Source organism: Undibacterium sp. TJN19 (assembly GCF_049339485.1).
GTDB lineage: Bacteria > Pseudomonadota > Gammaproteobacteria > Burkholderiales > Burkholderiaceae_D > Undibacterium.
Map to the genome: position 1 here is coordinate 380,745 of NZ_JBMPPL010000001.1, position 24,682 is coordinate 405,426.

15 protein-coding genes are annotated in these 24,682 nt (G+C 52.2%); 7 read left to right on the top strand and 8 right to left on the bottom strand.

Annotation, left to right across the window (positions count from 1 at the left end; all coding sequences use genetic code 11):
- Both ACO0LH_RS01790 and ACO0LH_RS01795 read left to right on the top strand, forming a co-directional pair.
- Positions 1–1,776: a putative bifunctional diguanylate cyclase/phosphodiesterase gene (locus ACO0LH_RS01790; protein WP_422939329.1), complete on the top strand. Its 1,776-nt coding sequence runs from the start codon at positions 1–3 to the stop codon at positions 1,774–1,776.
- The gene (locus ACO0LH_RS01795; protein ID WP_422939330.1) at positions 1,751–3,949 is read left to right on the top strand and encodes a PAS domain-containing sensor histidine kinase; all 2,199 of its coding nucleotides are present in this window, start codon (positions 1,751–1,753) and stop codon (positions 3,947–3,949) included. The genes ACO0LH_RS01790 and ACO0LH_RS01795 overlap by 26 nt, the downstream gene beginning before the upstream one ends.
- Before the next feature lie 296 nt (positions 3,950–4,245).
- Here ACO0LH_RS01795 and ACO0LH_RS01800 read toward each other — a convergent pair whose 3' ends face one another.
- From ACO0LH_RS01800 to fusA, 5 genes are all read right to left on the bottom strand, one after another.
- Positions 4,246–5,850, bottom strand: a complete 1,605-nt coding sequence (locus ACO0LH_RS01800) for a M64 family metallopeptidase (protein WP_422939331.1) — start codon at positions 5,848–5,850, stop codon at positions 4,246–4,248.
- Between the two features lie 765 nt (positions 5,851–6,615).
- The gene (locus ACO0LH_RS01805; protein ID WP_422939332.1) at positions 6,616–7,470 is read right to left on the bottom strand and encodes an alpha/beta hydrolase family protein; all 855 of its coding nucleotides are present in this window, start codon (positions 7,468–7,470) and stop codon (positions 6,616–6,618) included.
- 220 nt (positions 7,471–7,690) lie between these two features.
- Positions 7,691–10,042 (bottom strand): putative bifunctional diguanylate cyclase/phosphodiesterase, encoded by a 2,352-nt coding sequence (locus ACO0LH_RS01810; RefSeq protein WP_422939333.1) that lies wholly within the window; start codon positions 10,040–10,042, stop codon positions 7,691–7,693.
- 263 nt (positions 10,043–10,305) lie between these two features.
- The gene (locus ACO0LH_RS01815) at positions 10,306–11,526 is read right to left on the bottom strand and encodes a Fic family protein (RefSeq protein WP_422939334.1); all 1,221 of its coding nucleotides are present in this window, start codon (positions 11,524–11,526) and stop codon (positions 10,306–10,308) included.
- A 384-nt stretch (positions 11,527–11,910) separates the two neighbouring features.
- Positions 11,911–14,004 (bottom strand): elongation factor G, encoded by a 2,094-nt coding sequence (gene fusA / locus ACO0LH_RS01820; RefSeq protein WP_422939335.1) that lies wholly within the window; start codon positions 14,002–14,004, stop codon positions 11,911–11,913.
- 723 nt (positions 14,005–14,727) lie between these two features.
- Between fusA and ACO0LH_RS01825 the strand changes: the two genes are divergently transcribed.
- Positions 14,728–15,348, top strand: coding sequence for a hypothetical protein (locus ACO0LH_RS01825; protein WP_422939336.1), 621 nt, complete (start codon positions 14,728–14,730; stop codon positions 15,346–15,348).
- Between the two features lie 167 nt (positions 15,349–15,515).
- On the opposite strand, the gene ACO0LH_RS01830 is transcribed toward ACO0LH_RS01825, so the two are convergent.
- Together ACO0LH_RS01830 and ACO0LH_RS01835 are read right to left on the bottom strand one after the other, a co-directional pair.
- Positions 15,516–16,019, bottom strand: coding sequence for a hypothetical protein (locus tag ACO0LH_RS01830; protein ID WP_422939337.1), 504 nt, complete (start codon positions 16,017–16,019; stop codon positions 15,516–15,518).
- Positions 16,020–16,398: 379 nt separating this feature from the next.
- Positions 16,399–16,521 carry a hypothetical protein gene (locus ACO0LH_RS01835; RefSeq protein ID WP_422939338.1) on the bottom strand — a complete coding sequence of 41 codons (123 nt, stop codon included), beginning with the start codon at positions 16,519–16,521 and terminating at the stop codon, positions 16,399–16,401.
- A gap of 261 nt (positions 16,522–16,782) precedes the next feature.
- Between ACO0LH_RS01835 and ACO0LH_RS01840 the strand changes: the two genes are divergently transcribed.
- The 3 genes from ACO0LH_RS01840 (at position 16,783) to ACO0LH_RS01850 (ending at position 21,005) form a co-directional block, all read left to right on the top strand.
- Complete coding sequence (locus ACO0LH_RS01840) at positions 16,783–17,901, top strand: hypothetical protein (RefSeq protein WP_422939339.1); 1,119 nt, start codon at positions 16,783–16,785, stop codon at positions 17,899–17,901.
- A gap of 71 nt (positions 17,902–17,972) precedes the next feature.
- The gene (locus ACO0LH_RS01845; RefSeq protein WP_422940551.1) at positions 17,973–20,186 is read left to right on the top strand and encodes a choice-of-anchor A family protein; all 2,214 of its coding nucleotides are present in this window, start codon (positions 17,973–17,975) and stop codon (positions 20,184–20,186) included.
- Between the two features lie 180 nt (positions 20,187–20,366).
- The gene (locus ACO0LH_RS01850; protein ID WP_422939340.1) at positions 20,367–21,005 is read left to right on the top strand and encodes a hypothetical protein; all 639 of its coding nucleotides are present in this window, start codon (positions 20,367–20,369) and stop codon (positions 21,003–21,005) included.
- Between the two features lie 363 nt (positions 21,006–21,368).
- Here the strand turns inward: ACO0LH_RS01850 and ACO0LH_RS01855 are convergent, their stop codons facing one another.
- Positions 21,369–22,559 carry an MFS transporter gene (locus tag ACO0LH_RS01855; RefSeq protein WP_422939341.1) on the bottom strand — a complete coding sequence of 397 codons (1,191 nt, stop codon included), beginning with the start codon at positions 22,557–22,559 and terminating at the stop codon, positions 21,369–21,371.
- A gap of 268 nt (positions 22,560–22,827) precedes the next feature.
- On the opposite strand from ACO0LH_RS01855, the gene ACO0LH_RS01860 reads away from it, so the two are divergent.
- The gene (locus ACO0LH_RS01860) at positions 22,828–24,519 is read left to right on the top strand and encodes an ABC transporter substrate-binding protein (RefSeq protein WP_422939342.1); all 1,692 of its coding nucleotides are present in this window, start codon (positions 22,828–22,830) and stop codon (positions 24,517–24,519) included.
- Positions 24,520–24,682: the final 163 nt, after the last annotated feature.

Here is a 24,682-nt window from a genome sequence, read left to right on the forward strand (position 1 = left end):
ATGTTAGCTGGATCTCAACAGACCGCCGCACTGGAAATACTGGTCATTGATGATGATGAACTCGACCGCCGTTCAGTCATGCGGGCGATGAAACAGGTGCCGGTATCCGTCAATATTTCAGAAGCCACCACAGCGCTGGAAGGCTTGATGAAAGCGCAGGCCACGCGCTTTGATGTCATTTTGCTTGACTATCGCCTGCCTGACCGCGATGGCATCGAAGTCCTGAAAAGCCTGCGCATGGACAAGACCCACCACACCGCCATCATCATGCTGACCAACCAGGAAGATGTGACCCTGGCGGAACAGGCCATCGAAGCCGGTGCCCAAGATTTTTTGCTAAAAGACGAAGTCAGCGCCCGCCGCCTGCTGCGCGCCGTGCAACAGGCACGCCACCGCCATAAACTCGAAACCGAACTCAGCAACAGTTATGACCAGTTGCGCGACCTGGCCGAACACGATGCCCTGACCGGTCTGGCCAACCGCTATGATTTTGAACGCGCGCTGGAATTTGCCGTCAGCCGCGCCCGCCGCGAAAACCTGCATGGCAAACTGGCGGTATTGCTGCTGGATTTGGACCGTTTCAAGAACGTCAATGACACCTATGGCCATGCCATCGGCGACCAGTTGCTGGTCAAGGTGGCCCGTCGCCTGGGCACCACCACGCGCGGCAGCGATTTGCTGGCACGCCTGGGGGGCGATGAATTTGTCGTGCTGGTGCAGGATATGGAAAGGGTAGACCAGGCAATCTTGCTGGCGGGCCGCATCGTCGACGCTTTCAAGAAACCCATCGTGCTCGATGGCGTCGAATGGGACGTAACCATGAGCATAGGCATCGCCGTCTTTGGCTCCTGCGCCGACAGCGCTACCGAACTGATGAAATGCGCCGACATCGCCATGTACCGTGCCAAGCAGGAAGGCCGCAACCAGAGCCATTTTTATTCCGACCAGTTGCATCAGGCCGTGCGCCACCGCATCTATCTGGAAAGGGATTTGCGCCAAGCCCTGCGCAATGACCAGTTGAAAGTCTATTACCAGGCCAAGATCAATACCAGTGACGGCAGCGTAGGCGGCATGGAAGCGCTACTGCGCTGGCACCACCCTGTCGAAGGCGTACTGGCACCCGGCACATTTTTGCCGATGGCAGAAGAGCTTGGCCTGATGTTTGAAATCGACCAGTGGGTCATGCGCACCGCCTGCAAACAATTGCAGCAATGGCGTTCACTACCGTTTTTGCATGCACAGGAGTTGACGGTGGCCGTCAATGTCTCGTCCATACAATTACAGGGCGACAATTTGCTGGCGACCGTTGACGAGGCTTTGCACAGCAGTGGGCTGGACCCTGCCTGTCTGGAGCTGGAGATTACTGAAAATGCCCTGATCCGTGACCCAGTGCACGTGGCCAGCATCCTGCTCAAGCTGGCGGCACGCGGTGTTAAATTGTCACTGGATGATTTTGGTACCGGTTATTCGTCTTTTGGCCACCTTAAACTCTTCCCCATCCATGTGTTGAAGATAGACCAGAGTTTTGTCAAAGGCGTGGGCCACGGCGAATCGCCAGAACGTTTGCTGGCTGCCATGATCGCCTTTGCCAAAACCATGGGTCTGACCCTGGTCGCCGAAGGCGTGGAAACACAGGCACAGGCCGATTTTTGCACAGACCATGGTTGTGAGCTTTTGCAAGGCTACCTTTACTCGCGCGCCGTCAATGTTGACGAGTTTGAAGCGACTTTTTTAGCGAGGAAATACCGTCATGACGCCCACGCCCGGCAAACCTGAAACTGGTCACGAACCAGACTGTTTGCTGGCAGCCATCGTCGCTTCATCGAATGACGCCATTATTGCCTGCGACCTGGACGGCAATATCCATAGCTGGAACCCGGCGGCTGACCTCATCTTTGGTTATCCTGCCCACGAAATCATGGGCAACCCGCTGGCCAGCCTGTTCCCACGCGGCCAACTGCCTGAGCATGCGCAGTTGTGCCAACTGCTGCAACAAGATGAACCCTTAGGGCATTTTGAAACCATGCGGCGCTGCAAAAGCGGCATGGAATTGCCAGTGTCGCTGACCATCTCCGCCATTCTTGACCAACAGGGCCGCTTCAACGGTATGTCGGTCATCGCCCGTGATTTCAGCGATGGCTACCGCATCAATGCCAGGCTGGCGCAAAGCGAAAGGCATTTCCGCCAACTGGTGGAAGCCGCGCCGAATGCCATGATCATGATAGACAAGCGCGGCCAGATAGAAATGGTGAATGCCCGTGCCGAACAAATTTTTGGTTACAGCCGCAGCGAGCTGATAGGCAAAACCATGGAAGTACTGATACCCCAACGGTTTCGCCATCACCACCCCGGCCTGCGCATAGACTATTTCACCTCTCCCAGCACGCGTGAAATGGGCCGTGGCCGTGACCTGTTTGCCCTGCGCAAGGACGGCAGCGAATTCCCGGTTGAAATTGGCCTGAACCCGATAGAAACTGGCGACGGCATCAAGGTGCTGTCGGCTATTGTCGACATCTCTGAACGCAAACGCCAGGAACAGCGCTTTCGCCAGGTAGTAGAGGCTGCCCCAAACGCCATGGTGATGATAGACAGCAGCGGCCAGATAGAAATGGTCAATGCCCAGACTGAGCAGATTTTTGGTTACAGCCGCGAAGAACTGCTGGGCCAGCCGGTGGAAATGTTGATACCCGAGCGCTTTCACCATCAGCACCCCGGCTTGCGCAGCAGCTATTTTTCTTCGCCCAGTACGCGCACCATGGGCAGTGGCCGCGACCTGTTTGGCCGTCGCAAGAATGGCAGTGAATTCCCGGTTGAAATTGGCTTGAACCCGATAGAAACCGCCGATGGCATCAAGGTCTTGTCATCCATTGTTGATACCTCAGAGCGCAAGCGCCAGGAACTGCGTTTCCGCCAGGTGGTGGAAGCCGCACCCAATGCCATGGTGATGATAGACAAACACGGCCACATCGAAATGCTCAATGCCCAGGCCGAACAGATTTTCGGTTACAGCCGCAGCGAACTCATGGGCAAGCCCATGGAGATTCTGATACCGCAGCGCTTTCGCCATCACCACCCTGGCCTGCGCTCGGATTATTTTGCCGACCCCAGCACACGCGCCATGGGCAGTGGCCGCGACCTGTTTGGCCTGCGCAAGGACGGCAGCGAATTCCCGGTTGAAATTGGCCTCAACCCGATAGAAACCGCCGATGGCATCAAGGTCTTGTCTGCCATTGTCGATATCTCTGAGCGCAAGCGCTTCACCGATGAACTGTCACGCCGCAATCAGGAACTGAATAATTTTGCCTATGTCGCCTCGCATGACCTAAAATCGCCATTGCGCGGTGTTGACCAGCTGGCGACCTGGCTCAGTGAAGACCTGATGGGCAAGTTCGACAAGGACACCGACGAACACCTGCGTCTGATGCGCGTGCGTATCAAACGCATGGAAAAACTGCTCGACGACCTGCTGCTGTATTTCCGCGCGGGCCAGCTGGGCGGCAACCTCGAACGCATAGACATAGGCCAACTGGTCACCGACGTGTTTGACCTGTGCTGCAATGACCGCCCTTACCAGTTGCAATTAAATGGTGATTTCCCCATCGCCAGTATCCACAAGGTGCCGTTGGAACTGGTGTTTCGCAACCTCATCAACAATGCCATCAAGCACCATGACCAGGCCAGCGGCACTATCACCGTCAGCGCCACACCGGGCGAAGGCCGCTATGAATTTGCTGTCGCTGACGACGGCCCCGGCATCGCCGAAGAACACCGCGAACGCGTCTTCACCATGTTCCAGACCCTGCGCCCGCGCGACGAAGTAGAAGGCAGCGGCATGGGCCTGGCCATCGTCAGAAAAACCATAGAATCCTTCAACGGCAACATCACCTTGGGCAATAACACGCCACGCGGCGCGGTGTTTCAGTTCAGCTGGCCTTGCAAGGTGGGGTGAGTATGATGACGCGGGAGTTTTTCTCACGTTCATAAGAGGAAGGTAAGGCGCAGTGCGCCCTGCCACCTCCGCAGGTGCGATTAGCACAGCGTAATCGCACGTATGCTGACTATCGCCAGAGCGCATCGATGCGTATCAATGCGCATCAATTGCATCATTCACGACCATCGCAGACGATGCAATTGATGTCTTGCTGACCGGGGAAAGTATATGTGTGCGATTATGCTGCGCTAATCGCACCTACGAATCAGTGACACTCCTTCATCCGCAAAGAAACATCCCCCGGCCAAGCCAGTTTACTTAGGCGGAAACGAATACGTCACCGTGTAATTGCCACTGCCAGAATACGATTTGACCTGGACGTAGTAATAACCCGCCGTACCCGCATAGTTGAACGATTCTGACGATGTGTTGCCTTCGCTGGCAGCCACCTTGATCCAGGCAGTACCCGAATACTTGAACAGGTAGAGGTCAAAGTCAGCGCCCGCTGGCCCGCTCAGTTGTACGCTAAACGTGCCGTTGCCTGCCTGGATATAACCGGGCGATGCACTGGGCGCATAGGCTACCGCGCCATTGGTGAGGCTACCGGTCTGCGTGACAGGGCCGCCTGTCACTGGGGCATAGGAGGCAAATACGGTTTTGGCAATGCCCTCATTCACGGCATGCCATGGATAACCCAGCGTGCGCATGCGTGAGTTTTCTGTCGGACGGTATTTGCCGGTCGTGCAATATTGCGCACCCTGGAAGACACCGACAGTGCCATTGGCATACTGCCCCAGGCTGGTTGGCACGGCAGTGGCAGATGAGATCAGCCCGCCCCATTTGACGTTACGTGTGCCGTTAAGCGATACATCACCCGAAGTCGGTTCGGCACTCAGGCTACAGGTGCCGTAATCATATTCGTCGGCCAGGGCAAAGGCGGTGTGACCAATTTCATGCAGGGCAATTTCCACTGACTGCGCGTGCATGGACAAGGTCGCTATTTCCCCGCCTGAGCCGCCATAGCGCGTCGAATTGGAAACCACGACGATGATATCGCGCTGATCGGGTGCCAGCACCGAACCGACGATGTCGTACACCTTGGTCGAATTGACGCATAACAGGCGATCGAGGTTATAGCAATAAAAGCTGCCATCCATGGCCGTATCGCGGTAGATACCCTTGTCAGGCTCATCCACGCCCGACTGATTGCTGGCGACATCGACGCGGCGCACATTGATGCTGGCGCGGTTGGCTGCAAACAGCGGGTCGGCCATGAAACCGTTAATCACTTTCTGCGCATCTGCATGCCATTTATCCATCTCGGCAGCCGTGTAGCCATCACCGACAAAGACAATGTCCATACGCGCATTGGACGGGCCGTTATCGATGATCGTGGTGGCTGTCGCTGCAGGCGGTGGGCCCTGGACACGTGCCACCTGGCTGCTGCGTGCGATTTTCTCAAGGCTAGCCCGGTCAAATACGGTCAACTGCGGCGGCACAGGCGCCATGCCTGCGGTGCCGGTAGATTGCTGCTGGATTTCAACACTGGCGATCTGCGCATCAAAAGGCAGGGACACCTCGAAGACGCCATCAGCCTGCCTGACCTGCTGCGACACGTCGATGGTGCCGTTTTTTTGATTGAATACTTCTACATGGCGCTGCTGTGCGTTCCTCACCAGCACTTCATGGATGACGGCGCCTTGTGCATTTTTGGCGACGACGCGCCATTTATCTCCCTGCCCACCCTGCGCCAGGCTGGGTGTCAGGCCAAACTCGCCAAGCTCGGCATGCACAGGGGTGAAATTCGTACCCTGCCTGCCATCGCTGTAAGCGACACGCAAAGAGATATTCCCGGCATAGGCACTGATGTGTGCCAAGGCAATTGCCAGGAAGGTAAAACTAAGTTTGATCGCATTCATACTGTCTCCGAATAAGTATTTTTGAATGTAAGAACTGTCGATGCTGATGCTTTGATGATGCTGATGCTGATGCTGATGCTGATGCTATTGATGATGTTGATAATGTCGATGGTATGGCCTGGCGATGAGCCCTTCCTTGGCAAAGAAACTGTTGATGGGAGATGTCAATGAGGCAGCAACTGCGCGCGATGCTGGCAGTTGCTGCCCAGTATAGTAAACTAAATATAAAATAAATATATCAAAGAAAACTTAATGTAACTAGATGTAACTTCTTTGTGCGGTATCGATCATAACGGCAGTCCATGTTGCTTATTGCCGCTTGGCACCACTTGGTAACGATCGGTATCAAATAGCGCCAGTGAAAGCTTATGCGTGTTATTGCGAAAGACTGGCAGGCAGCATCTTGTTTAACTGTGCTGGCGCACCAGACTCAAGCGCACAGACGTTAATACGATGGATTCCTGCCTGCGCAGGAATGACGATTTGAAGCGTACCGGGGTACTGATGCAGCCCGGTACGCCGATGTGATTTTTATTCCAGAGAAACAGGCGTGCAGCAGATCAATAAAATGCTATGCGAGACAATCCTTGACCTGGCTATGAAGGGAAAACAAGATCCACATAATTGGCATCGCCTCAGCGCAAGCTGAGAGCGTAATAGCGTTTGTTGATAGCGATCAAGCGCAGCTAGAACCGCGCCTTACTGAGCTACAGCTCATCAGCCCAACATGGGGCATAACATCACCTGGCATTGTTTCACAACACCTCACCCCTTACTGAACAAAGCAATCGACCGCGCAACAGCCGGTGCAATCATCGATTCATGGTTAGCGTTAATCACTTCATGTTTGCACACGGAATATTTGGCGACCAGGTTGCAAAATTCTGTATTGACAGGGATAGCCGGCGTGTTGACTGATTCAGTAAAGATATACAGCGGTGTTTTGACTGCGGCGGCATAACGATAGGGGTCGCGGATTTTTTGTTCGTCTGGCAGGTCGACATTAAAGGGGGCCATGTTCTTGTAATGGGCCAGCCACAACGGCAGGCGGGCGAAGCCGCTGTAGGAGGCAACTGCCTTGAATGGGGATGGCATTTCTGCTGCCAGCATGGCCAGGCTGCCACCGACGCTATGGCCTGCCAGGTAGAGTCTTTGGGTATCTACCTGTGGCAATGTGGCGAGGTAATTGCCGGCGGCGATGGCATCATCGAGTTCACCGCCAAACATTTCAAAATTGCCTTCACCACCGTTTTCACCGCGCAGGCGCGGCATCATGAGGAGATAACCCGCTTTGACAAAGCCTTGAACAGCGTTCCAGTCATCGGATGAAAATGAGAAACCACCGTGCAAAACCACCACGGCAGGCATTTTTTTCGTGCTGTCAGGGGTGGCAGAAACCCATGCTTTCAAATGCAGTTTGCCTGATACGTAGTCAATTTCCCTGACACCGGCTGGCGGCTTTTCTGGCACGTAGTCTTGCGGTGCCTTCATTTTCTTGATGAACTGGCTGGCATAGGCGGCACGCGCTGCCAGCAGGTCTTCTGCGTGGGCGCTGAAAAGTGGCGCTGACAAGAGGAATATTGACAGGGAGATAGTCAGGCAGGGTACATTGAATGTCATTTTGAATGATGGAATAGATGGGCGGGCTTAGGATATTACGGCATTCAGCCGCCTATGGATACTGGCGGGTAATCATAAAATCGAAGCCTGGCACAGCGTGCTAAGCATTGCCGCACCGTTTGGTTAATCACATGAATTTTTGCCGGCGCAGGAATGATGAGGCGGATGGTATCGACACCTCAAAATGAATGGGCTTGCGAATAAGTGACAAGAAATCTCATCAGGTATGCGGTTGCACATTTACTTCAGGCATACCTTCACTCACCACGACACCAGCTCCATAAACGCGTATCAGTTCATCGACAGGCTTGGGCTTGCTCAATACGAAGCCCTGGATGAAGGTATCGCCAAACTGGCGCAGAAAGGCCAGTTGATTGTCTGTCTCCACCCCTTCTGCAATGACATTCAAATGCAGGTTGCGGCCCAGTTCTATGATGGTGCGCACGATGGCGCGGTCTTCGCTTTGTTGCGGCAGGCCCTTGATGAAAGAGCGGTCTATCTTCATTGATGAGATGGGCAGGTTTTTTAAATGCGCAAGCGACGAATAACCCATGCCAAAATCATCAAGGCTGATGCCAAAGCCCTGCCGCCGCAGGGTGCTCATGATGGGGATGACGTGATCGGGCTGCTGCATGAGCATGCTCTCTGTCAGTTCCAGGCAAAGATGATGAGGCTTGATGCCGGATTTGTCGACGATGGCGCGCAGTTCATCCGGCAGGTTGCTGGATGTGAATTCAGACGCGGCCATATTGACATGCACTTTCAAATTCTCGAACCCTGAACGATGCAGGCGTGCCAGGTCATGGCAGGCGCGATGCACGACCCAATTGCCAATCTGTATGATTAAACGGCTTTCTTCTGCAATGGGGATGAACACGTCAGGCCGTACGATGTTCCCATTGGCGCGACGCCAGCGTATCAGCGCTTCTATCGCATGGATCTGGCCATTGCCGGCAAAGATGGGCTGGTATTCGAGATAGAAAGCTTCATCTGCAATGGCCTGATGCAATTCGGTTTCCATCGTCAGCCGCTGCGCCAGATCAGATTGTTGTACCGCCAGTGTGTAAGACGTGCTGCTGGCAAAATAGCTCATGGCGTTGCGGCCATTTTTCTTGATGCGGTACATGGCGGTATCGGCACCACGCAACAGTTCGGGGCCGTTCAGGCCATTGTCAGGATAGATGCTGATGCCTATGCTGGCCGATACGGTAATTTCATGGCCATTGAACATGAAGGGTATTTGCGCTGCATGCAGCACTTGCCTGACGAGGGCATCAAGCTGTTCATTGAAGGGTGTGTCAGAACCATCGGGCTGGTACAGGATGGCGAACTCATCGCCCCCCAGCCTGCCCACCAGTTTGCCAGGTATAGGCAGTGCCTGCACGCGCTGCGAGAAGCCACGCAAGACGACATTGCCAGCCTCATGACCAAAGGCATCATTCACTGGTTTGAAGCGGTCAAGGTCAATAAAAATCAGGCCAAACACGCTGCCATTGGCCGCGCTTTGTTTACAGTTTGCTTCCAGTATCTGGTAAAAGTGGCTGCGGTTGGCCAGTTCAGTCAGCCCATCGATCTGGGCTAGCTGGCGTATGGTTTCTTGCTGTTCCAGCCTTTGCGCAGTTTGTGCAATCAGCGCACCGATGGTGGCAGACAAGGTCGGCAATTGCGCTTCGCTCTGGCGCGTCAGGCGGCTATAAAATTCCAGCACGCCGGGGCAATGGAGATAACCTTCATCAGTCACATACGCCACCGGGAAAATATACCCAGATCGCAACTGGCACTGGATTGCCGTTTCACTGCGCAAGAAATCACGATCATCATTCATGTTTTCTACCCAGCGCGGCTCGCCCTGTTGCCACACCTGTCCAACCAGCCCGGTGCCAGGGCGCACCTGCATGGCCAGGCTTTCTTCGGTAAACAAGGCCAGTGATTCTTGCTGGGCATGCCAGCAGTTTTCCAGCGCCAGTTTGCGCTCACCCAGGCTGTCGGCCTGCACTGTCCAATAGGCACCCCAATCCCAGCCCAGGTTTTCACACACCAGTTGTATGACCTTGGTAACGGCGACCCCGATAGAATCTGCACCGACGAACAGCCGGGTGGTTTCAAAACTCAGACGTTCACGCATGGCGGCATGTCTGGCGGCGGTAATATCCGTCAATATGCCTTCGCAAATGGCCGATGCGTCTGTTTGCGGGATGGATTTCAAACGCAGCCAGCGCAAGCCACTACCTTCGATGAAAATGCGGAATTCCCATTCCAGTGGCAGATGGCTGGTGCGGCTCTCACGCAACATGGCGCTTAATTGCAACCTGTCGTCTGCCAGCACGTTGATAAAACCTGCCTCCAGGGTGACATGCCAGCCAGCAGCCACGCCCACCATGTCGGCAGCGGCCCTTGTCAGCACCATCTCGCCGCTGTCAGCGTGATACCACCAGCGCCCGAATGACGCCGCCTGTTCAACCGGGTCAAACGCCACCGCCTGCGCAAGCAGCACCCGCAGCGCCGGCGTGGCAAAGTGGCCTGTTGATGACGGCAACCCTGAAGCAGTCGCCTGAGCAGCGGTTTCACGCATGATGTGAAATACTTCCCTATGCAATGGTGGAAATGTCTATATCTCTATATGTCTGCGCAGCAATTTTTATACCAATAGAAATACCACAAATGCGGGTCTTTCGTGCATAAAACCTGTTTCTCAGATGATGGAAGCCAAACTCAGGCGGGAATTTCGCTTTTTTCGGTGCATGGCAGCTTGATGCACCACGCGGGTGCGAATGTCTCACAATAAAGCTGGCTAAACGTTATGACGCTGCGCATATGCAGATGAAATCCACGCATTCATGCTTGTGTATTTGCTTCCGCCTCAGGCCAAAGCCGTGGAAAAAGATAGCGAAACAAATCCAGTGGCGCCGCCAGTTCAACGGGACCTTTGGGCGTTTTAGAAGTGATCACTCCGAGTTTAAACAAATCTGCAAGAACGCGGTCAGCAGTGCGGTCCGCCAGGCCCATCATGCTTTTAAATCTGTTTCTCTCCAAAGATTTGACACTCCCCAAATAAGCCAATGGCGCTGCGGCTTCAAGCTTCAAATATCTGGTTTCCTTACGGGTTGATTCAGCAGCCAGCATTTGGGCAAGGCGGTCTTCAAAGCTGGAGAAATCAAGCAATCTATTCATAAAATAAATCTGGTCAAGGCAAACCTGCATGAAGAATTCAATAAACGCGACCAGTCCTTTTTCCGTCAAATTACCTCTGCCATCCAGATCGCCACGACGTACCTGATCAGCATTGATCAAATGCGTGTAATAATTTTCTTGTTGCCGCGCCAGTCCGCGCATGGGCGACCATAAGCCTTGCGTCAGACCCAATGCATTCAGCCCGGCATGCGTATGTAAGCGTGCAGTACGGCCATTGCCATCCACAAAAGGATGTATCCAGGTGAATCGATGATGGGCGGCAACCAAGGCAATGACGGCAGTTTCACCTGCGCGTGCATATTGATATGCCGCATGCCATTCATTCATGAACAAAGACAAAGTCATCGGATCAGGCGGAATATGCTGTCCAACAATGACACCAACTTCACGCGATATCCCAGGCTTAACAATTTGCTCAATGCCATCTTCATTGAACTGAATCAGGTCTTCAGGCAAGAGTTGTGCATGTAAATGGCGATGAATGGCATGTGTGACATCTGCATTAAAGAAAATGGATGCGTCAAAGTGTGGATAAGTTGCGTCTGCCCAGCGCTCAGTTTCTATATGGGCAACGGCAATACGCTGCTTACGCGCTTCATCTGGCTGATTCGAAAAATCTTTGTTCATCGCCCTTTCTATTAACAAGGGTTCAGTCTGTTGCCCTTCTATCTTATTGGTATAGAAAGAATTCATGGGACGTAAGGTTTCCCGCAACAAGGCGCGCAAATGCGGCATGCCATGAGAAGCAAGATCCTTGGCTTTGCTAATGAGATCTGCCGCCAATGGCCGCAAATCATTGAGTTTTGCTTCACCCGGAAGCATGGGATGCATCTGGTGAGGGTTGTTGTATGGATATTTACTCATATTATCGCTTTGCATACTTCCAATACGATCAAGTCACATTCACGATCAAAATGGCGCCTATTTTGGCGGATCATTTAATAATTTAAATATATAAAATTTCCTTTAAATACAATAACTTAAAAAGTTAATGGCGAATCATTTGGCGAATCATTTTTTGAATACAATACTACTATACCTCATTTCTTCATGTGCAATAACCCGGTGGTACACTGTGTGTACCACCGGGTTATTGCACAGCATGAGGTGCGATATTTGCGCCTCTTGTAAACAAAAAGAAAAAAGCCAGAGCACACGCCCTGGCTTTTCTCATTCCAACATACTGCCTTGCAAACAACAGGCAAACCAAATTCCAGCCTGCCTGTCATCTGCCATTACAACAACGCCTTACACAAACGACGCTTCATTCACATCACAAGCCGCATGCCTTGCATAAGTTGCGCTGGCAAATGCCCTGCCCTGTGTCAGTGAACGCAAGTCATTCGTATGACCGAACAGCCTGGTCAGCGGCACATCGGCCACCACTTCGACACGGCCTGTGCCTTCAGTGATGCCCAGTACGCGGCCACTGCGTTTTTGCAAGTCACCAATCACGTCGCCCGTATTGATGGCGGGTGCATCGACGGTGACTTTCATGACGGGTTCAAGCAAGACCGGGTTGGCCTTGCGCAAACCTGCCAGCACTGCCTCTTTGGCGGCGATGATGAAGGCCATTTCGTTACTGTCAACGGCATGGAAATCACCATCCAGCAAAGTGACTTTGACACCTGTCACTTTTTGCCCCAGCGGGCCTTGTTGCATGGCCTGCTGCACACCTTTTTCAACAGCCGGGAAAAACGCTGTAGGTATCACACCGCCCTTGACGACATTGGCAAAGGCAAACTCACCGTCTTTGGCATCGAGCAATTCCAGCCTGACCACGACGCGGGCATACATGCCTTTGCCGCCGTTTTGCTTGTCAAGCTTGCCTTCTGCTTCGACGACTGGCAGGCCCATGGTTTCTTTGTAGGCCACATGCGGCGCGCCGACGCGGATGTCCACCGCAGCTTCACGGCGGGCACGCTCAAGCACCACATCCAGATGCAACTCACCCATGCCCCACAAAATCGTCTCGCCAGTTTCGACATTGTTTTCCAGACGCAAAGACGGGTCTTCACGGCGGAACTTGTCGAGCACGGCCAACATCTTCGCCCGGTCAGTGCCACTGCCCGGTTCCACTGCCAAAGCCACGACAGGCTCACCCGCATGGATGGTTTCCAGCGTCCACGGTTGTGCCTTGCTGGCCAGGGTCTGGCCAGTCAGTGCATCTTTCAGGTTGGCGATGGCGATGATGCTGCCCGCGCCAGCTTGCGTGGTGCTGGTACGTTCATCCGCATGCACGACATACAGACGGCCTATGCGAACAGAACTATCCAGGCTCGCATTCCAGATGGTGTCACCTTCATGCATGCTGCCACCATAAATGCGCACAAAAGCCAGCGAACCATGTTCGTCATGCGTGACCTTGAACACCAGCGCGGCCAGCGGATCAGCATCGCCAGTTGCCACGGTCAGGCTGTCACCGTTCAAACTTGCAACGGGGGCAGCACGGTCGTCAGGTGCCGGCAGCCAGTCAATCACGGCATCCAGCAGCGGTTCTATGCCCGCGTTTTTATACGCAGAACCGCCCAGCATGGGCACGGCTTTTCTGGCCAGCGTCAGGGCACGCAAACCTTGCAGGATATCTGCATGGCTGAGCGTGTCGTTCGCCAGGTAGGCATCGGTCAAAGCATCATTCGCTTCTGCCGCGACCGAGGCTGCATAGGCATATGCTGCCTGCGACTGCGCCTGCAATTCTGCGGGCAAAGCCGACACCGTCATGTTGCCCTTGGCATCCCATTGCAGAAAACGCTGTTGCAAGACATCAATGACACCAGTGAATTCATCTGCTGCACCAACCGGTATCGCCAAAGGCACAGGGCGCGCACCCAGGTGCGAACGCACTTGTTCAGCGACACGGGCAAAGTCGGCACCCAGCTGATCCATCTTGTTGACGAAGATGATCATGGGCACGCCATGTTTCTCGGCCTGATGCCAGACAGTTTCGGTCTGCGGCTGCACGCCAGCCACGCCGGACAGGACAGTGATGGCACCGTCAAGCACGCGCAGGGAGCGTTCAACTTCTATCGCAAAGTCGATATGGCCGGGTGTATCTATCAGCGTGAATTCATGGCCGTTCCAGACACAGCGGGTTGCCGCTGCACCGATGGTGATGCCACGTTCTTTTTCCAGGTCCATATGATCCATGGCAGCATTGCCTTCATGGACTTCGCCAGTGCGGTGGATTTCGCCGGTTTTAAACAGGATGCGTTCAGACAGCGTGGTCTTGCCAGCGTCGATGTGCGCGATGATGCCAAAGTTGCGCCAATGGTCACGCAAATGATGACGTGAAGTATGAGCAGATGCCTTGTTGGAAGCGGCACGGGGGACAGTGTTCGTCATGATAGGGGTACTTTCACATAGCGAGCGGTCGTGGGGTTGTCTTGGTGACAGCGCCGCGGGGCCATGCGACCACCCTCATTTCAGTGGACCCGCGCGCGTTCTACATCTGCTGACTTCATGTTATATGGCTCCTCAAAAGAGAGTGTTTGGTGTTACAAGTAATGCAAAGTGCTTACTAAAGTGGTGCTGAGTTTTTGGATATCAAGGGCAAAAACAGAGCGCCGAAAACAAAGTGGTAGAAAACAAAAAAGGCCCTTGTGGGCCTTTGTTTTCATTTCTGATTTACTTTGGTCAGAGTTTCAACGGGCACACATCAGCGGCCCCGGGATGTCGTCTGACATGCCGGGAGGGCGTAGGTAAAAAAAAGTATGCTCAGTGTTTTCATTTTTATAGAGTAATCCTGTTTTGCAGGCTTGTCAAATGAGGTCGTACTCGTTACACGGCAGAAAAAACGGATTTTTGCAAACTACCTCATAGAGCAAACCCCTGTATTTTGGTATTGAAGTACGCGCTGATAATAATTTTCAATCGGCCTGATATAAACTGCCTATCGTCGCTATATAAAGCAAATTGTGAGCGTAAAAAATGAGCGCGTAAGCGCGTTATAACTCTCCGTCTTTGACACTCTCAAGTGTATGCAGCAATTTTGGAAACGATGCGCTTCACCACAGTCTACGCACAGTTAACATTTGATTTCGCGTTTATGAAAATATTGAAGAAATCATGAAAAAAAAACTTACTTTAGTCATTGCAACATTAGGATGTCTAATGAATTTAACGGCGTGCTCTGAATCGTCCGATTTCATTAGCTGGAATGAAGAAGTTAAATTGAATGACAATCGAATGATTATTGTTACTCAAAAAAAGAAATGCGAGGGCGGGGAAAAAGTGACAGCAAATGGTTTCCCATATTGTATTGCACGCGAAACTTGGCTAACTATAAATTTGCCTGAATTTAGTAAGCAGCCAATTGTTTGGCATGAAAAACTTCATCCGATGATTATAAATATTGTTGGTGGGCGACTCTACGTCGTGGGCACTCCACCGACCTTAGCTGAGTATCGTTTTTATGAAAATCCAGAACCGTATTTTGTTGGTTTTATTTGGGAAAATGAAAACTGGAAAAGAATCAAATTCAATGAAATTCCAGAGGTGATTTATGACGCAAACATGCTTTTCTCGAATATTCCTATCAAAGGAACCAAGCTACTAACTTGGGATGTGAAATGGAGTGAAAAACTAAATGGTGGCTCTGAATATAGCGCGTCTTCATTTAGAAAACGAATAGATCCAAAATATATAACTGGCTACCCTCAACTGTATAAACCTAGTCCAAATAAGTAACTCTATTTTTGAGATATGGATCGAAATCGGTAATAGTAATCAGCGAAATCAGGCATGCATAATGACATTATTCTAAAAATTTAGAATAGTTATGGTATCAGCGAGCAAGGTGCGTTACAACGTACCCTACATCACGGATCAATAACGAGATCAGATAAAGTATGTAATTAGCAATTCTCACTATATTTCGCAATCTGTGAACGCAAGATACCCGCAACCTCGTCGACTGTTCCTGTGCTTATACATGCATCGGGCCACCATTGAAATTGGCCGTACTGATAAAAAATCAGAAATCCATCCTTGAGCCTGTAAACCTTGTCAAAAACATTCCATTGAGCTTCCCCTTTGGACAGTGGATCATCCCAAGAAAATTTATCGGATTCCACTACAAGCTGCATCATGATATTGCAGGCAGACGACCGTCTGAAGCGCCATAACATTATCCAGTAATCCAACTTGGGGCCTAGAGCAAGAAGCACTATCATCGAAGCGATGAATAGCGATACCAAATATGCCTTTGCATGTATCAGGATTGCCAGCAAAGCCATCAACCCTAAACAAGAAACGATTTTTACGGGCTGACGCAAGAATCGCTCATATGAAATACTACGCTTGCGATAAAAGGCCGTGACTTGATGTTTTTCTGTATTTTTTATCTGGTATTCTGCCATTGAAGAACTTATCGTAGTTGCGAATGTGGACTGTGTATTTCCAGATAGGGATTGTACCAAACCCTGCACGCATCGATCTTCTCATATTGCCGCTGATTATTGCAGCCAGTGTAGGTACGATTAGTGCAACGTAATCGTACGCATGCTATGCCGCAAATGACCAAGCATCACTGGTAAGTTTCGTGGCCACCGCTTATTATCTCAACATGGGTAAGATGCATGCTTGATTGAGTCACATAAAATTCCCGTGATTATCAAGCAACATGGCGAGTTGCTGCCAAACATGCGTACGATTACGTTGCACTAATCGTACCTACGCTCTTACCGCTGGCAGCGGTATGGAAGATGCACGACTCGCTCAATGCTGCGATGACATCCCCTACTCCACCCCATAAACAGCCGACACCCGCGTCCCCACCACCAGCAAAAAATGCGTGAACGCGCAGGCTGTCAATATCCAGGCCAGCGGCAAATCACCCACCAGTGCGCCTGACAGCAACAAGCAGTGATCAGGCGATGGCGGCTTTGTTGGATAGTCTGGGTAACTCGGTGGGCAGTGCTTTGCAGGCGCAGATGGATAAGACCCTCGGACAGATGAATTGATCTATTGAATAAGATGCCACTCTGATTAAGGTCATTTGTGGCATCTTTTAGTGACTTTATGACAGTGAGGTTTTCGGGTAGTTTGACGGGCTGTATCAAACTATTGGTAATCCTTTGAAAACTACCATACGATGCATAATGATGAATAAGTGAGAATGAAATGAATGAATCTAGCCGACAACAAATAACTGTTATGAACGAAATACAACAAGATAACGTTCAGCAAGATGGTTGGGGTGTGCCACGTGCATGGACAAGGAATACTGGGGACGTTTTTGGAGGAGCGAGACAAAGAAACCTGTTCTTTCCTAAAATTAAGATTGGGGATAAAGTCCTGGCGCACAACGTAGAAACAGGTGAGCTTGGATATAGCAAAGTCGTGAATGTATATACTATGGACAATGTACCTAGCTATATACTCTATTGCGAAGATATTCATGGGGTAAGAGATAGGATTCAAACTATCGAGGCTGCAGAAAATTTGTTATTACTGGTCGAAGGGAAGGGCTGGACCAGGCTGATCGATTTGCAAATCGGGGACAGAATCAGGTCATTTGACAGCGATGCTCGCCGCCAATCAATGAATAGCGAAGTGGAGACATTGCAAAGCAAAGAAGTCGTTGTGCTTGGAATAAAAAAAACAGGCATGCTCAGAAAAATGTATAGCTTGGAATTAGATTCGTCACATAGTTACTGCATGGGGGATCTTCTTTTATGGATGCATGACGGTGTTGGGCAAGAGCCAGTGAAGCAAGCTGTGGCAACGATGCCTGTCGATGAATTAAGCCAGCTAGGCTCATTAAGAATTTGTGGTGTCGGTGGTTTGGAATTCGTAAAAGAGCCAGGCAAGAGACTACTCGATATGGAATACGTAAGTCGCGGTAGGAATTTGTGTGGACGCAACAAAAAAACAGGTGAGTTAACAGTGTCGAAAGTGTTGTATCAATGGGAGCATAGGGACATCGAGAAATGTAATCTTTTTTATCTTTATAATGAAGAGCCACATCGTGTACACATGTCCTGTGCACAAGAAATTTTGGTAAAAGGGGGCAACTGGGTTAGGGCAATGAACCTTCAATCTGGCGATATTTTGGAATCTGGCGATGACCTTACCGTTGTTGAATACGTTGAGACGCTATGTGATGGAGAAATAGAGCATGAAGATTTTTATGCATTCATCCTTGACGGTGATAATAACTTCTGTGTTGGTGAAAATTCTGCAATATGCTTGCGTGGCTTTCGCTTTGATGAGGACACGGAAGCTGAAGAAGGTCTTTGAAAATTTCGAGTCCGTGATCGTATTGTTTTAATCAATGAATTTGCAATGACCTCATTGATCACAATGGCGGCATCAATGGCACGGCGCCTTATGGCCACACGCAAGACGCCTATGGCCAGAAGGCAGATGACCACGTCATTCAGGGCAACCCACCGTTTGCTTTTGCTGATGTCCAGACCCAACTGACCACCCTGAGCACCAGCCTGGCCAACCAGCCAGTGACTGGCACTGTCGTGCTGCAATACGGTGGCCTCACCTTCACCGGTGACGGTACGTCCGCAGTCCAGGTCTTTACCGTCAGTGGTGCTGACTTTGCCAGTGCCGGTTACACCCACCTCAACAACATCCAGCCCGGCCAAAGCATCATCGTCAACATCATTGGTGATACCGGCTTTGATGGTGGTGTCACTGACGCCTTTGATGGGTACAACACCCTGTTCAATCTCAGCACCGCCACTACCTTCACCATCAACACCAGCATCTACGGCAACATCCTTGCCCCCCATGCCAGTGTCAATGGTGGGTCTGGTTCCATTAATGGCAACCTCATCGTCAACAACTGGAACTCTGGTGTACAGATCAATGCCTACCACTTCTTTACCCCGGCAACGACCAATGCCCCTGGCACCACCCCACCGGTCAACCATGCCCCGATTGCCACCAACAGCAGTGCCAGCCTCGATGAAGACACCAGTGTCTCTCTGAGCCTCTTGAGCAACGCCAGTGATGCTGACAGCGCCGACGTATTAAGTGTCCGCATCACCACCCAGCCAACACACGGCACCGTTACCAAAAACAGCAATGGCAGCTGGACTTACACCCCAGTAGCCAACTACAACGGCACAGACAGCTTCAGTTACGTCGTCAATGATGGCAAGGTCGACTCCAACATTGCCACCGTCAGCCTGACAGTCAAAGCCGTCAATGATGCCCCGGTCGTCAGCAACCAAAGCATTACCGTTGACAATGCCACCAGCATCCTCATCAAAGCGCTTGGCACCGATGTTGATGGTGACAGCCTCACCAGCAAACTCATCAGCACCGCCAGCCATGGCGCCGTTACTCTCAATGCCGATGGCAGCTTTACCTACAAAGCCACCGCAGGCTATGTCGGCACCGACAGCTTTAGCTACAAAGTCAACGATGGCAAGGTCGATTCCAACATTGCCACCGTCAGCCTGACCATCACTGCCGTTGCCCCACCGGCAATGACCTCAGCCGACCTGGGGTTGGCAGGGCAGTTCAACGCCTTTGTCTTCAATGACTACACCGCCACCGGTGGTGAGGTCGCTGGTACCATGGCCGTAGGACACAACTTCAATGTGTCGTCCTTCAGCACGGACACTACCCAAAAGAACTACCAGGGCATGTCACTGATCGTTGGTAACCAGCTCACCTTCAATGGTGGGTCCACCCATGGCAAAGCCACCTATGGCAGCAGCAAAACCACCAGCAACCTGCAACAGGGTGACACCGTCGTCAAGGCCGCACCGCCATTCAGCTTTGCTGATAACAAAACCCAGTTGACAGACTTGTCCACCAACCTGGCAGCTCAAACTGCCAATGGCAAAACCACCGTCCAGTTCAATGGTATGACTTTTCAGGGTGATGGCACCAACGGCACACAAATCTTCAATGTTAAAGGCGCCGACCTGCTCAGCGTGACCTATGCCAACTTCGTCAACCTCACACCAGGGCAGACACTCATCATCAATGTGACAGGGGACAGTGGCATGCAGGGTGGTATGCCAGATGGCTTCAAGAATTACAACACCCTGTTCAACTTCAGTACCGCCAAGAAGTTGACCTTCACCAACGTCGCCTTGAACGCCAGCATCCTGGCGCCATTAGCGACAGTGACCGCAGGCAGTGGGGTGATCGATGGCAATGTGGTGGTCAATAACTGGAACAGCAATATCTACATTGCGAACAACCGCAGCTTCCAGGCGGCAGCGATGCCAGTGAAACAGACGAGCACCAACACGGCGATGGCGATGTCTGTTGCCGCAGCCAACCCGTATGCAACGGTGGTGAGTCCGGCGACACCGGCCACGACTGCCAACAGCAAGGCGGCGACGGTCTCAGCAACACCGTTACAGTCAACAACAGGTAGCAGTGCGATTGTGATACCGGCAAGCACAACAACGTCATCAAGCAACACCAGCACGACAGCAGCAAGCAGTGATCAGGCGATGGCGGCTTTGTTGGATAGTTTGGCTAACTCGGTGGGCAGTGCTTTGCAGGCGCAGATGGATGCGGTTTTAAGGTTTAATAAACCCTTTTAATCTACAACAAATGTTGCGTGTTGAGCGCACTCTATTTTGCAGTTACTGTAATTGCGACAGTGTAAAATTAGAATTTAAGTGTGGTGATTTGCTTCATTTTTGAGCACAATTTATATGTTTTACAGCAATAAATATAACTGATTTATTAATCAATTGAGTTGGACTTTTCTGGATTAAAAAATGCCTAGAATTATTAATGTAACGAATGGGGTTCCTCTATATGCGGAAAATAACTTACCATTTGGTGATGATCTGCCTTTACTTTGTGAATCCATGGAATTATTGAAGAGTATCAAAGGAAAAATAATAACTGACATTCTAAAGTTGTATAACTGGGAACCATCCGAATATCTGAATAAGCCATTTAATATACCTGTAAATCAATTATTTAAACGAGCATTAGGACCAGTGTTTTTCGTATTGGAGAATGAACTGTGTGTCGGTTTTTATAGTTCATCCTTAAATCAATCAGTATTGGTTTGGAGGGAAGATTTACCTTTACGATTTGACGTACTTGCCGAAAAATTTCAGTACATTGTGGAAAAAGGATCATTGATTGATTGTAGAAACAAGCATTTTGGCGATGTACAATTTGCCAATGTCATTGGTAGGAAAATAACGAGACTTACTATATTTAAGACTTCGGAACCTAAGACCATACCCTATCGAACTGAACGTGGCCTCTTGGTTGGATTAGATAATGGTACAGATTTTTTAATCTCCAAGGGCTTGCAAGAAAAAAGCAGTGACTTTATTTTAATGTTTGATGAAAAGATCAGGGCATCTCTAAAAGACATTATTACGCCAATTGAGGTTTGATTTGCTACTGCCATGTTCAGTGTTCAGTTAAACCAAATCGCTCCGTCCGATCTGCAAATTTTGCAAAATCTGATGGAGGTTTTGGTAAGCCCCCGTAGGTACGATTAGTGCAACGTAATCGTACGCATGCTATGCCGCAAATGACCAAGCATCACTGGCAAGTTTCGTGGCCACCACTTATTATCTCAACATGGGTAAGATGCATGCTTGATTAAGTCACATAAAATTCCTGTGATTATCAAGCAACATGGCGAGTTGCTGCCAAACATGCGTACGATTACGTTGCACTAATCGTACCTACGCTCTTACCGCTAGCAGCGGCATGGAAGATGCACGTCGCGCTCAATGCTGCGATGACATCCCCTACTCCACCCCATACACCGCCGACACCCGCGTACCCACCACTAGCAAAAAATGTGTGAGTGCGCAGGCTGTCAATATCCAGGCCAACGGCAAATCGCCAACCAGTGCGCCTGACAGCACCAGGCTGACCGGCATCAGCAGTTTGAACAGCGAACCGGTGAGGCCGGATATGCGGCCTATGTAGCGGCTGTCTGTGCTTTCCTGGCGATAGCCCCAGATGCAGACATTGCCGATGACGGTGCAAAAGCTGTTGATGCCCAGTGCCAGCAGCAGCAAGGGGATGCTGTTGCCCCAGGCCAGCAGGAGCATGGAACAGGCTTCCACACCCAGTTCCAGTGCTAGCAGGCGGCCCAGGCCAAAGCGCTGGCGCAGGCGGCTGGCGACCAGGCCGCCGATGACGCCGCCTATGCCTGCCACGCCATACATGAGGCCCACCTCAGCCGCGCCCAGTTGCAACTGGTCACGTGCGCGGAACAGGAAGAGTACATCCACCACGCCCGCGCTGCCATTGATGACGACCACCAGCCAGGCCATATGCCATAGCGGTTTGTTGGCGACCAGCACGCGCCAGCCATCGCGCCATTCATTCCAGAAACCGTCTGCATCCGGCTTGCGCACTGGCAGTTGTAAATCCCTGAGCAGCCATGCCGCCAGCAGCATGGCTGCCATGGGCAGCCACAGGCCCAAGTCCATGCGTATGGCAATCACCGCACCGGCCAGCGCCGGGCCAAGGATGCTGAACACCTGGTTTAACACTGTCAGTTGGCCGGTGGCGGGCAGCAGCAATTGCTCGGGCAGCATTTCTTTCAGCATACCCATGCGGCAGATCGCATACAGATAATGCAGGGTCATCAGCAGAAAGGCGGTGATGAAGAAAAAGGACAAGGCCCTTGCACCATGGTCCAGCAGCACTGCCTGCATGCCGGTCAGCACGACGATACCGACCAGCGCAAAGCGTGCCCAGCGGCCCCGGTCTATGCGGTCAACCCAGACACCGATGAACATCGCCAGCAGCAGATTGGGCAGCAATTCAATGGCGCGCATGCCCGTCATGACGCCGGCTGAGCGGGTCAACTGGTAAAGTATCAGCGGCATGGCCAGTTGGTAGATTTGCGTGCCCAGCGAAAAACTGATGGTCGATGCGTACAGGCGGCGGAATCCGGCGTGTTGCCAAAGCGAGGGTGTGGACATAAAGAATATCAAGCAAGGTTGAAGAATGTTTTAGTGAACTGTAACAATAGGAAACGAAGTGCCTGCCATGTGCGCGCCGATCATGGCTGCGTTACAAATGCTCGCGATAGTCCCGCTATCGCTGTGCTTTGCGTCTTGCCCTGATGCGCCGGGCACAAGTCCTTCACTTCCGTTTCCTACTGTTACAGTCCACTAGCGTATATCAAAGGCGGAAACACAAAAACGGATAGAATCTGATATTTCTTTCCGCCTTTATTGCGATACCCAGATGCGACTGCTTGATCACTTCCAGCGCCTGGCCGAGTGGCACCCCGGTGCCCATGCGCCTGACCTGACGCAGATCGCTGCGGCCCTGTGCTGTAGCGAGCGCAATGCGCGCCTGCTGCTCAGGCGCATGCAAGAACAGGGCTGGATAGACTGGCAGCCCGGCAACGGGCGTGGCCACCGCTCACGCCTGCGCTTGTTGCAAGACCATGACAACCTGCGCCTGCAAAGACTGCATCACCTGCTGGCAGATGGCAAACTCGAAGCTGCCTTTGATGGCTTGCCCAGTGCCGGGCGTGAACGCCTGAAGCAATCGCTGCCTGGCTACCTTGGCGGTGGCCGCGCCGGCAGCTTGCGCATGCCCTTCTACCGCCCGCTGCATGCGCTGGACCCCATCCACATCAACCGCCGCACTGAGCAACACATCATCATGCAACTCTGCACTGGGCTGACAGAGTATGACCGCGCCAGTGAGCAGATCATTCCGGCGCTGGCGCATCGATGGGATGCCAGTGCCGATGGCCGTCGCTGGGAATTCATCCTGCGCCCCGGCCTGCAATTCCACGATGGCCGCCCCGTGCGTGCCGAGGACGTGGTCTACACCCTGCAACGTGCCCGTGATACAGATGGCCCCTATCGGGCCATGTTTGCCCACCTGGCCGGCATCAGCGGGGCTGAGCGCAGCGTGAAGCTGCAACTGAACAAGCCTGATCATCTGCTGCTGCATCTGCTGGCGCACCATGCCGCCGTGATCGTGCCTGTGGAGGATGCCAGACGCGCAGATTTTGCCGCGCTGCCTATTGGTGCCGGGCCTTTCCGGCTGTTGCGCAATAATGAACACCGCGCCACGCTGGCAGCGTTTGATGCTTACTTTCGCGAACGCGCCCTGCTTGATGAAATCGATTTATGGGTAGTGCCGCACAGCAGCCCTTTGCCCGAAGTGGATCTGCACCTGGCACATGCCTCGCCTGAAAAAGTGTTCGCCCCCGCCGATAGCTGGTCGCAGATACGTGCGCTTGAACAAGGCTGCGACCTCGTCATGCTGAACCCGGCACGCGCAGAATTTTCTACCCCTGCGGCACGTTTGGCAGTCGGTGCCTGGCTGCGCCCCGCTGCGGCTGAACTGGCCGCCAGAGAAACCCGCCCCATGGCTTTTGGCATGCTGCCGCAATGGCAGCACTTGCCTGAGCAAACGGCGACGACAGCACCCGCGTTGCCAACCCACCTCGACGTGGTAACGTATGAACTCGACAGCCATATCGCCCTCACCCATTGCGTAGCTGCCAGGCTGCGCGAGGCGGGGGCAGATGTCACACTGCACATTCTGCCCTTCCCCGAATTTGGCCCCTACAACTGGCGGCACTGGGCAGACGTGGTGATTGCCGGTGACGTGCTCGACAATGATATGGAATTTGGCCTCTACAGCTGGCTGGCCGGTGAGTCACTGGTCAACCAGATGATGGACAAAACAGCGCGCACCTGGCTGGCAAAGGCCAGTGCAAAAATTGCTGCCGAAGCAGATGCTGGCAAACGTGCCACCCTTATCGAAACCTGCTTCGCCCGCATGGTTGAACAAGGCTGGATACTGCCCATGCGCCACACCCGCCACGGCATAGACTATGGCCCGCAACTGGGCGGCGTCACGCTGGCCCGCTGCGGCTGGATGGATTTTCGCAAGCTGTGGTTGCGGCCCTGATTTGCATCCCAAAATTGCACTCCTGAATTGCCCATGCCGAATTGCCCCATAGCGTATTGCTCAGGCAGCAGCCAGCGTCGGCATACGCAATGCAGACAATGACACGCCCCCTGCCGCCAGGTATGTTTTTCATTTACAATCAATCTCCGCCCATCCATTGCCG

Coding starts and splice junctions, on each gene's coding strand:
- ACO0LH_RS01815 (WP_422939334.1), bottom strand. CDS start 11,526: ATGAGTAAATATCCATACAACAACCCTCACCAGATGCATCCCATGCTT.
- ACO0LH_RS01810 (WP_422939333.1), bottom strand. CDS start 10,042: ATGCGTGAAACCGCTGCTCAGGCGACTGCTTCAGGGTTGCCGTCATCA.
- ACO0LH_RS01795 (WP_422939330.1), top strand. CDS start 1,751: ATGACGCCCACGCCCGGCAAACCTGAAACTGGTCACGAACCAGACTGT.
- ACO0LH_RS01840 (WP_422939339.1), top strand. CDS start 16,783: ATGAATGAATCTAGCCGACAACAAATAACTGTTATGAACGAAATACAA.
- ACO0LH_RS01790 (WP_422939329.1), top strand. CDS start 1: ATGTTAGCTGGATCTCAACAGACCGCCGCACTGGAAATACTGGTCATT.
- fusA (WP_422939335.1), bottom strand. CDS start 14,004: ATGACGAACACTGTCCCCCGTGCCGCTTCCAACAAGGCATCTGCTCAT.
- ACO0LH_RS01805 (WP_422939332.1), bottom strand. CDS start 7,470: ATGACATTCAATGTACCCTGCCTGACTATCTCCCTGTCAATATTCCTC.
- ACO0LH_RS01800 (WP_422939331.1), bottom strand. CDS start 5,850: ATGAATGCGATCAAACTTAGTTTTACCTTCCTGGCAATTGCCTTGGCA.
- ACO0LH_RS01855 (WP_422939341.1), bottom strand. CDS start 22,559: ATGTCCACACCCTCGCTTTGGCAACACGCCGGATTCCGCCGCCTGTAC.
- ACO0LH_RS01830 (WP_422939337.1), bottom strand. CDS start 16,019: ATGGCAGAATACCAGATAAAAAATACAGAAAAACATCAAGTCACGGCC.
- ACO0LH_RS01860 (WP_422939342.1), top strand. CDS start 22,828: ATGCGACTGCTTGATCACTTCCAGCGCCTGGCCGAGTGGCACCCCGGT.
- ACO0LH_RS01825 (WP_422939336.1), top strand. CDS start 14,728: ATGAAAAAAAAACTTACTTTAGTCATTGCAACATTAGGATGTCTAATG.
- ACO0LH_RS01850 (WP_422939340.1), top strand. CDS start 20,367: ATGCCTAGAATTATTAATGTAACGAATGGGGTTCCTCTATATGCGGAA.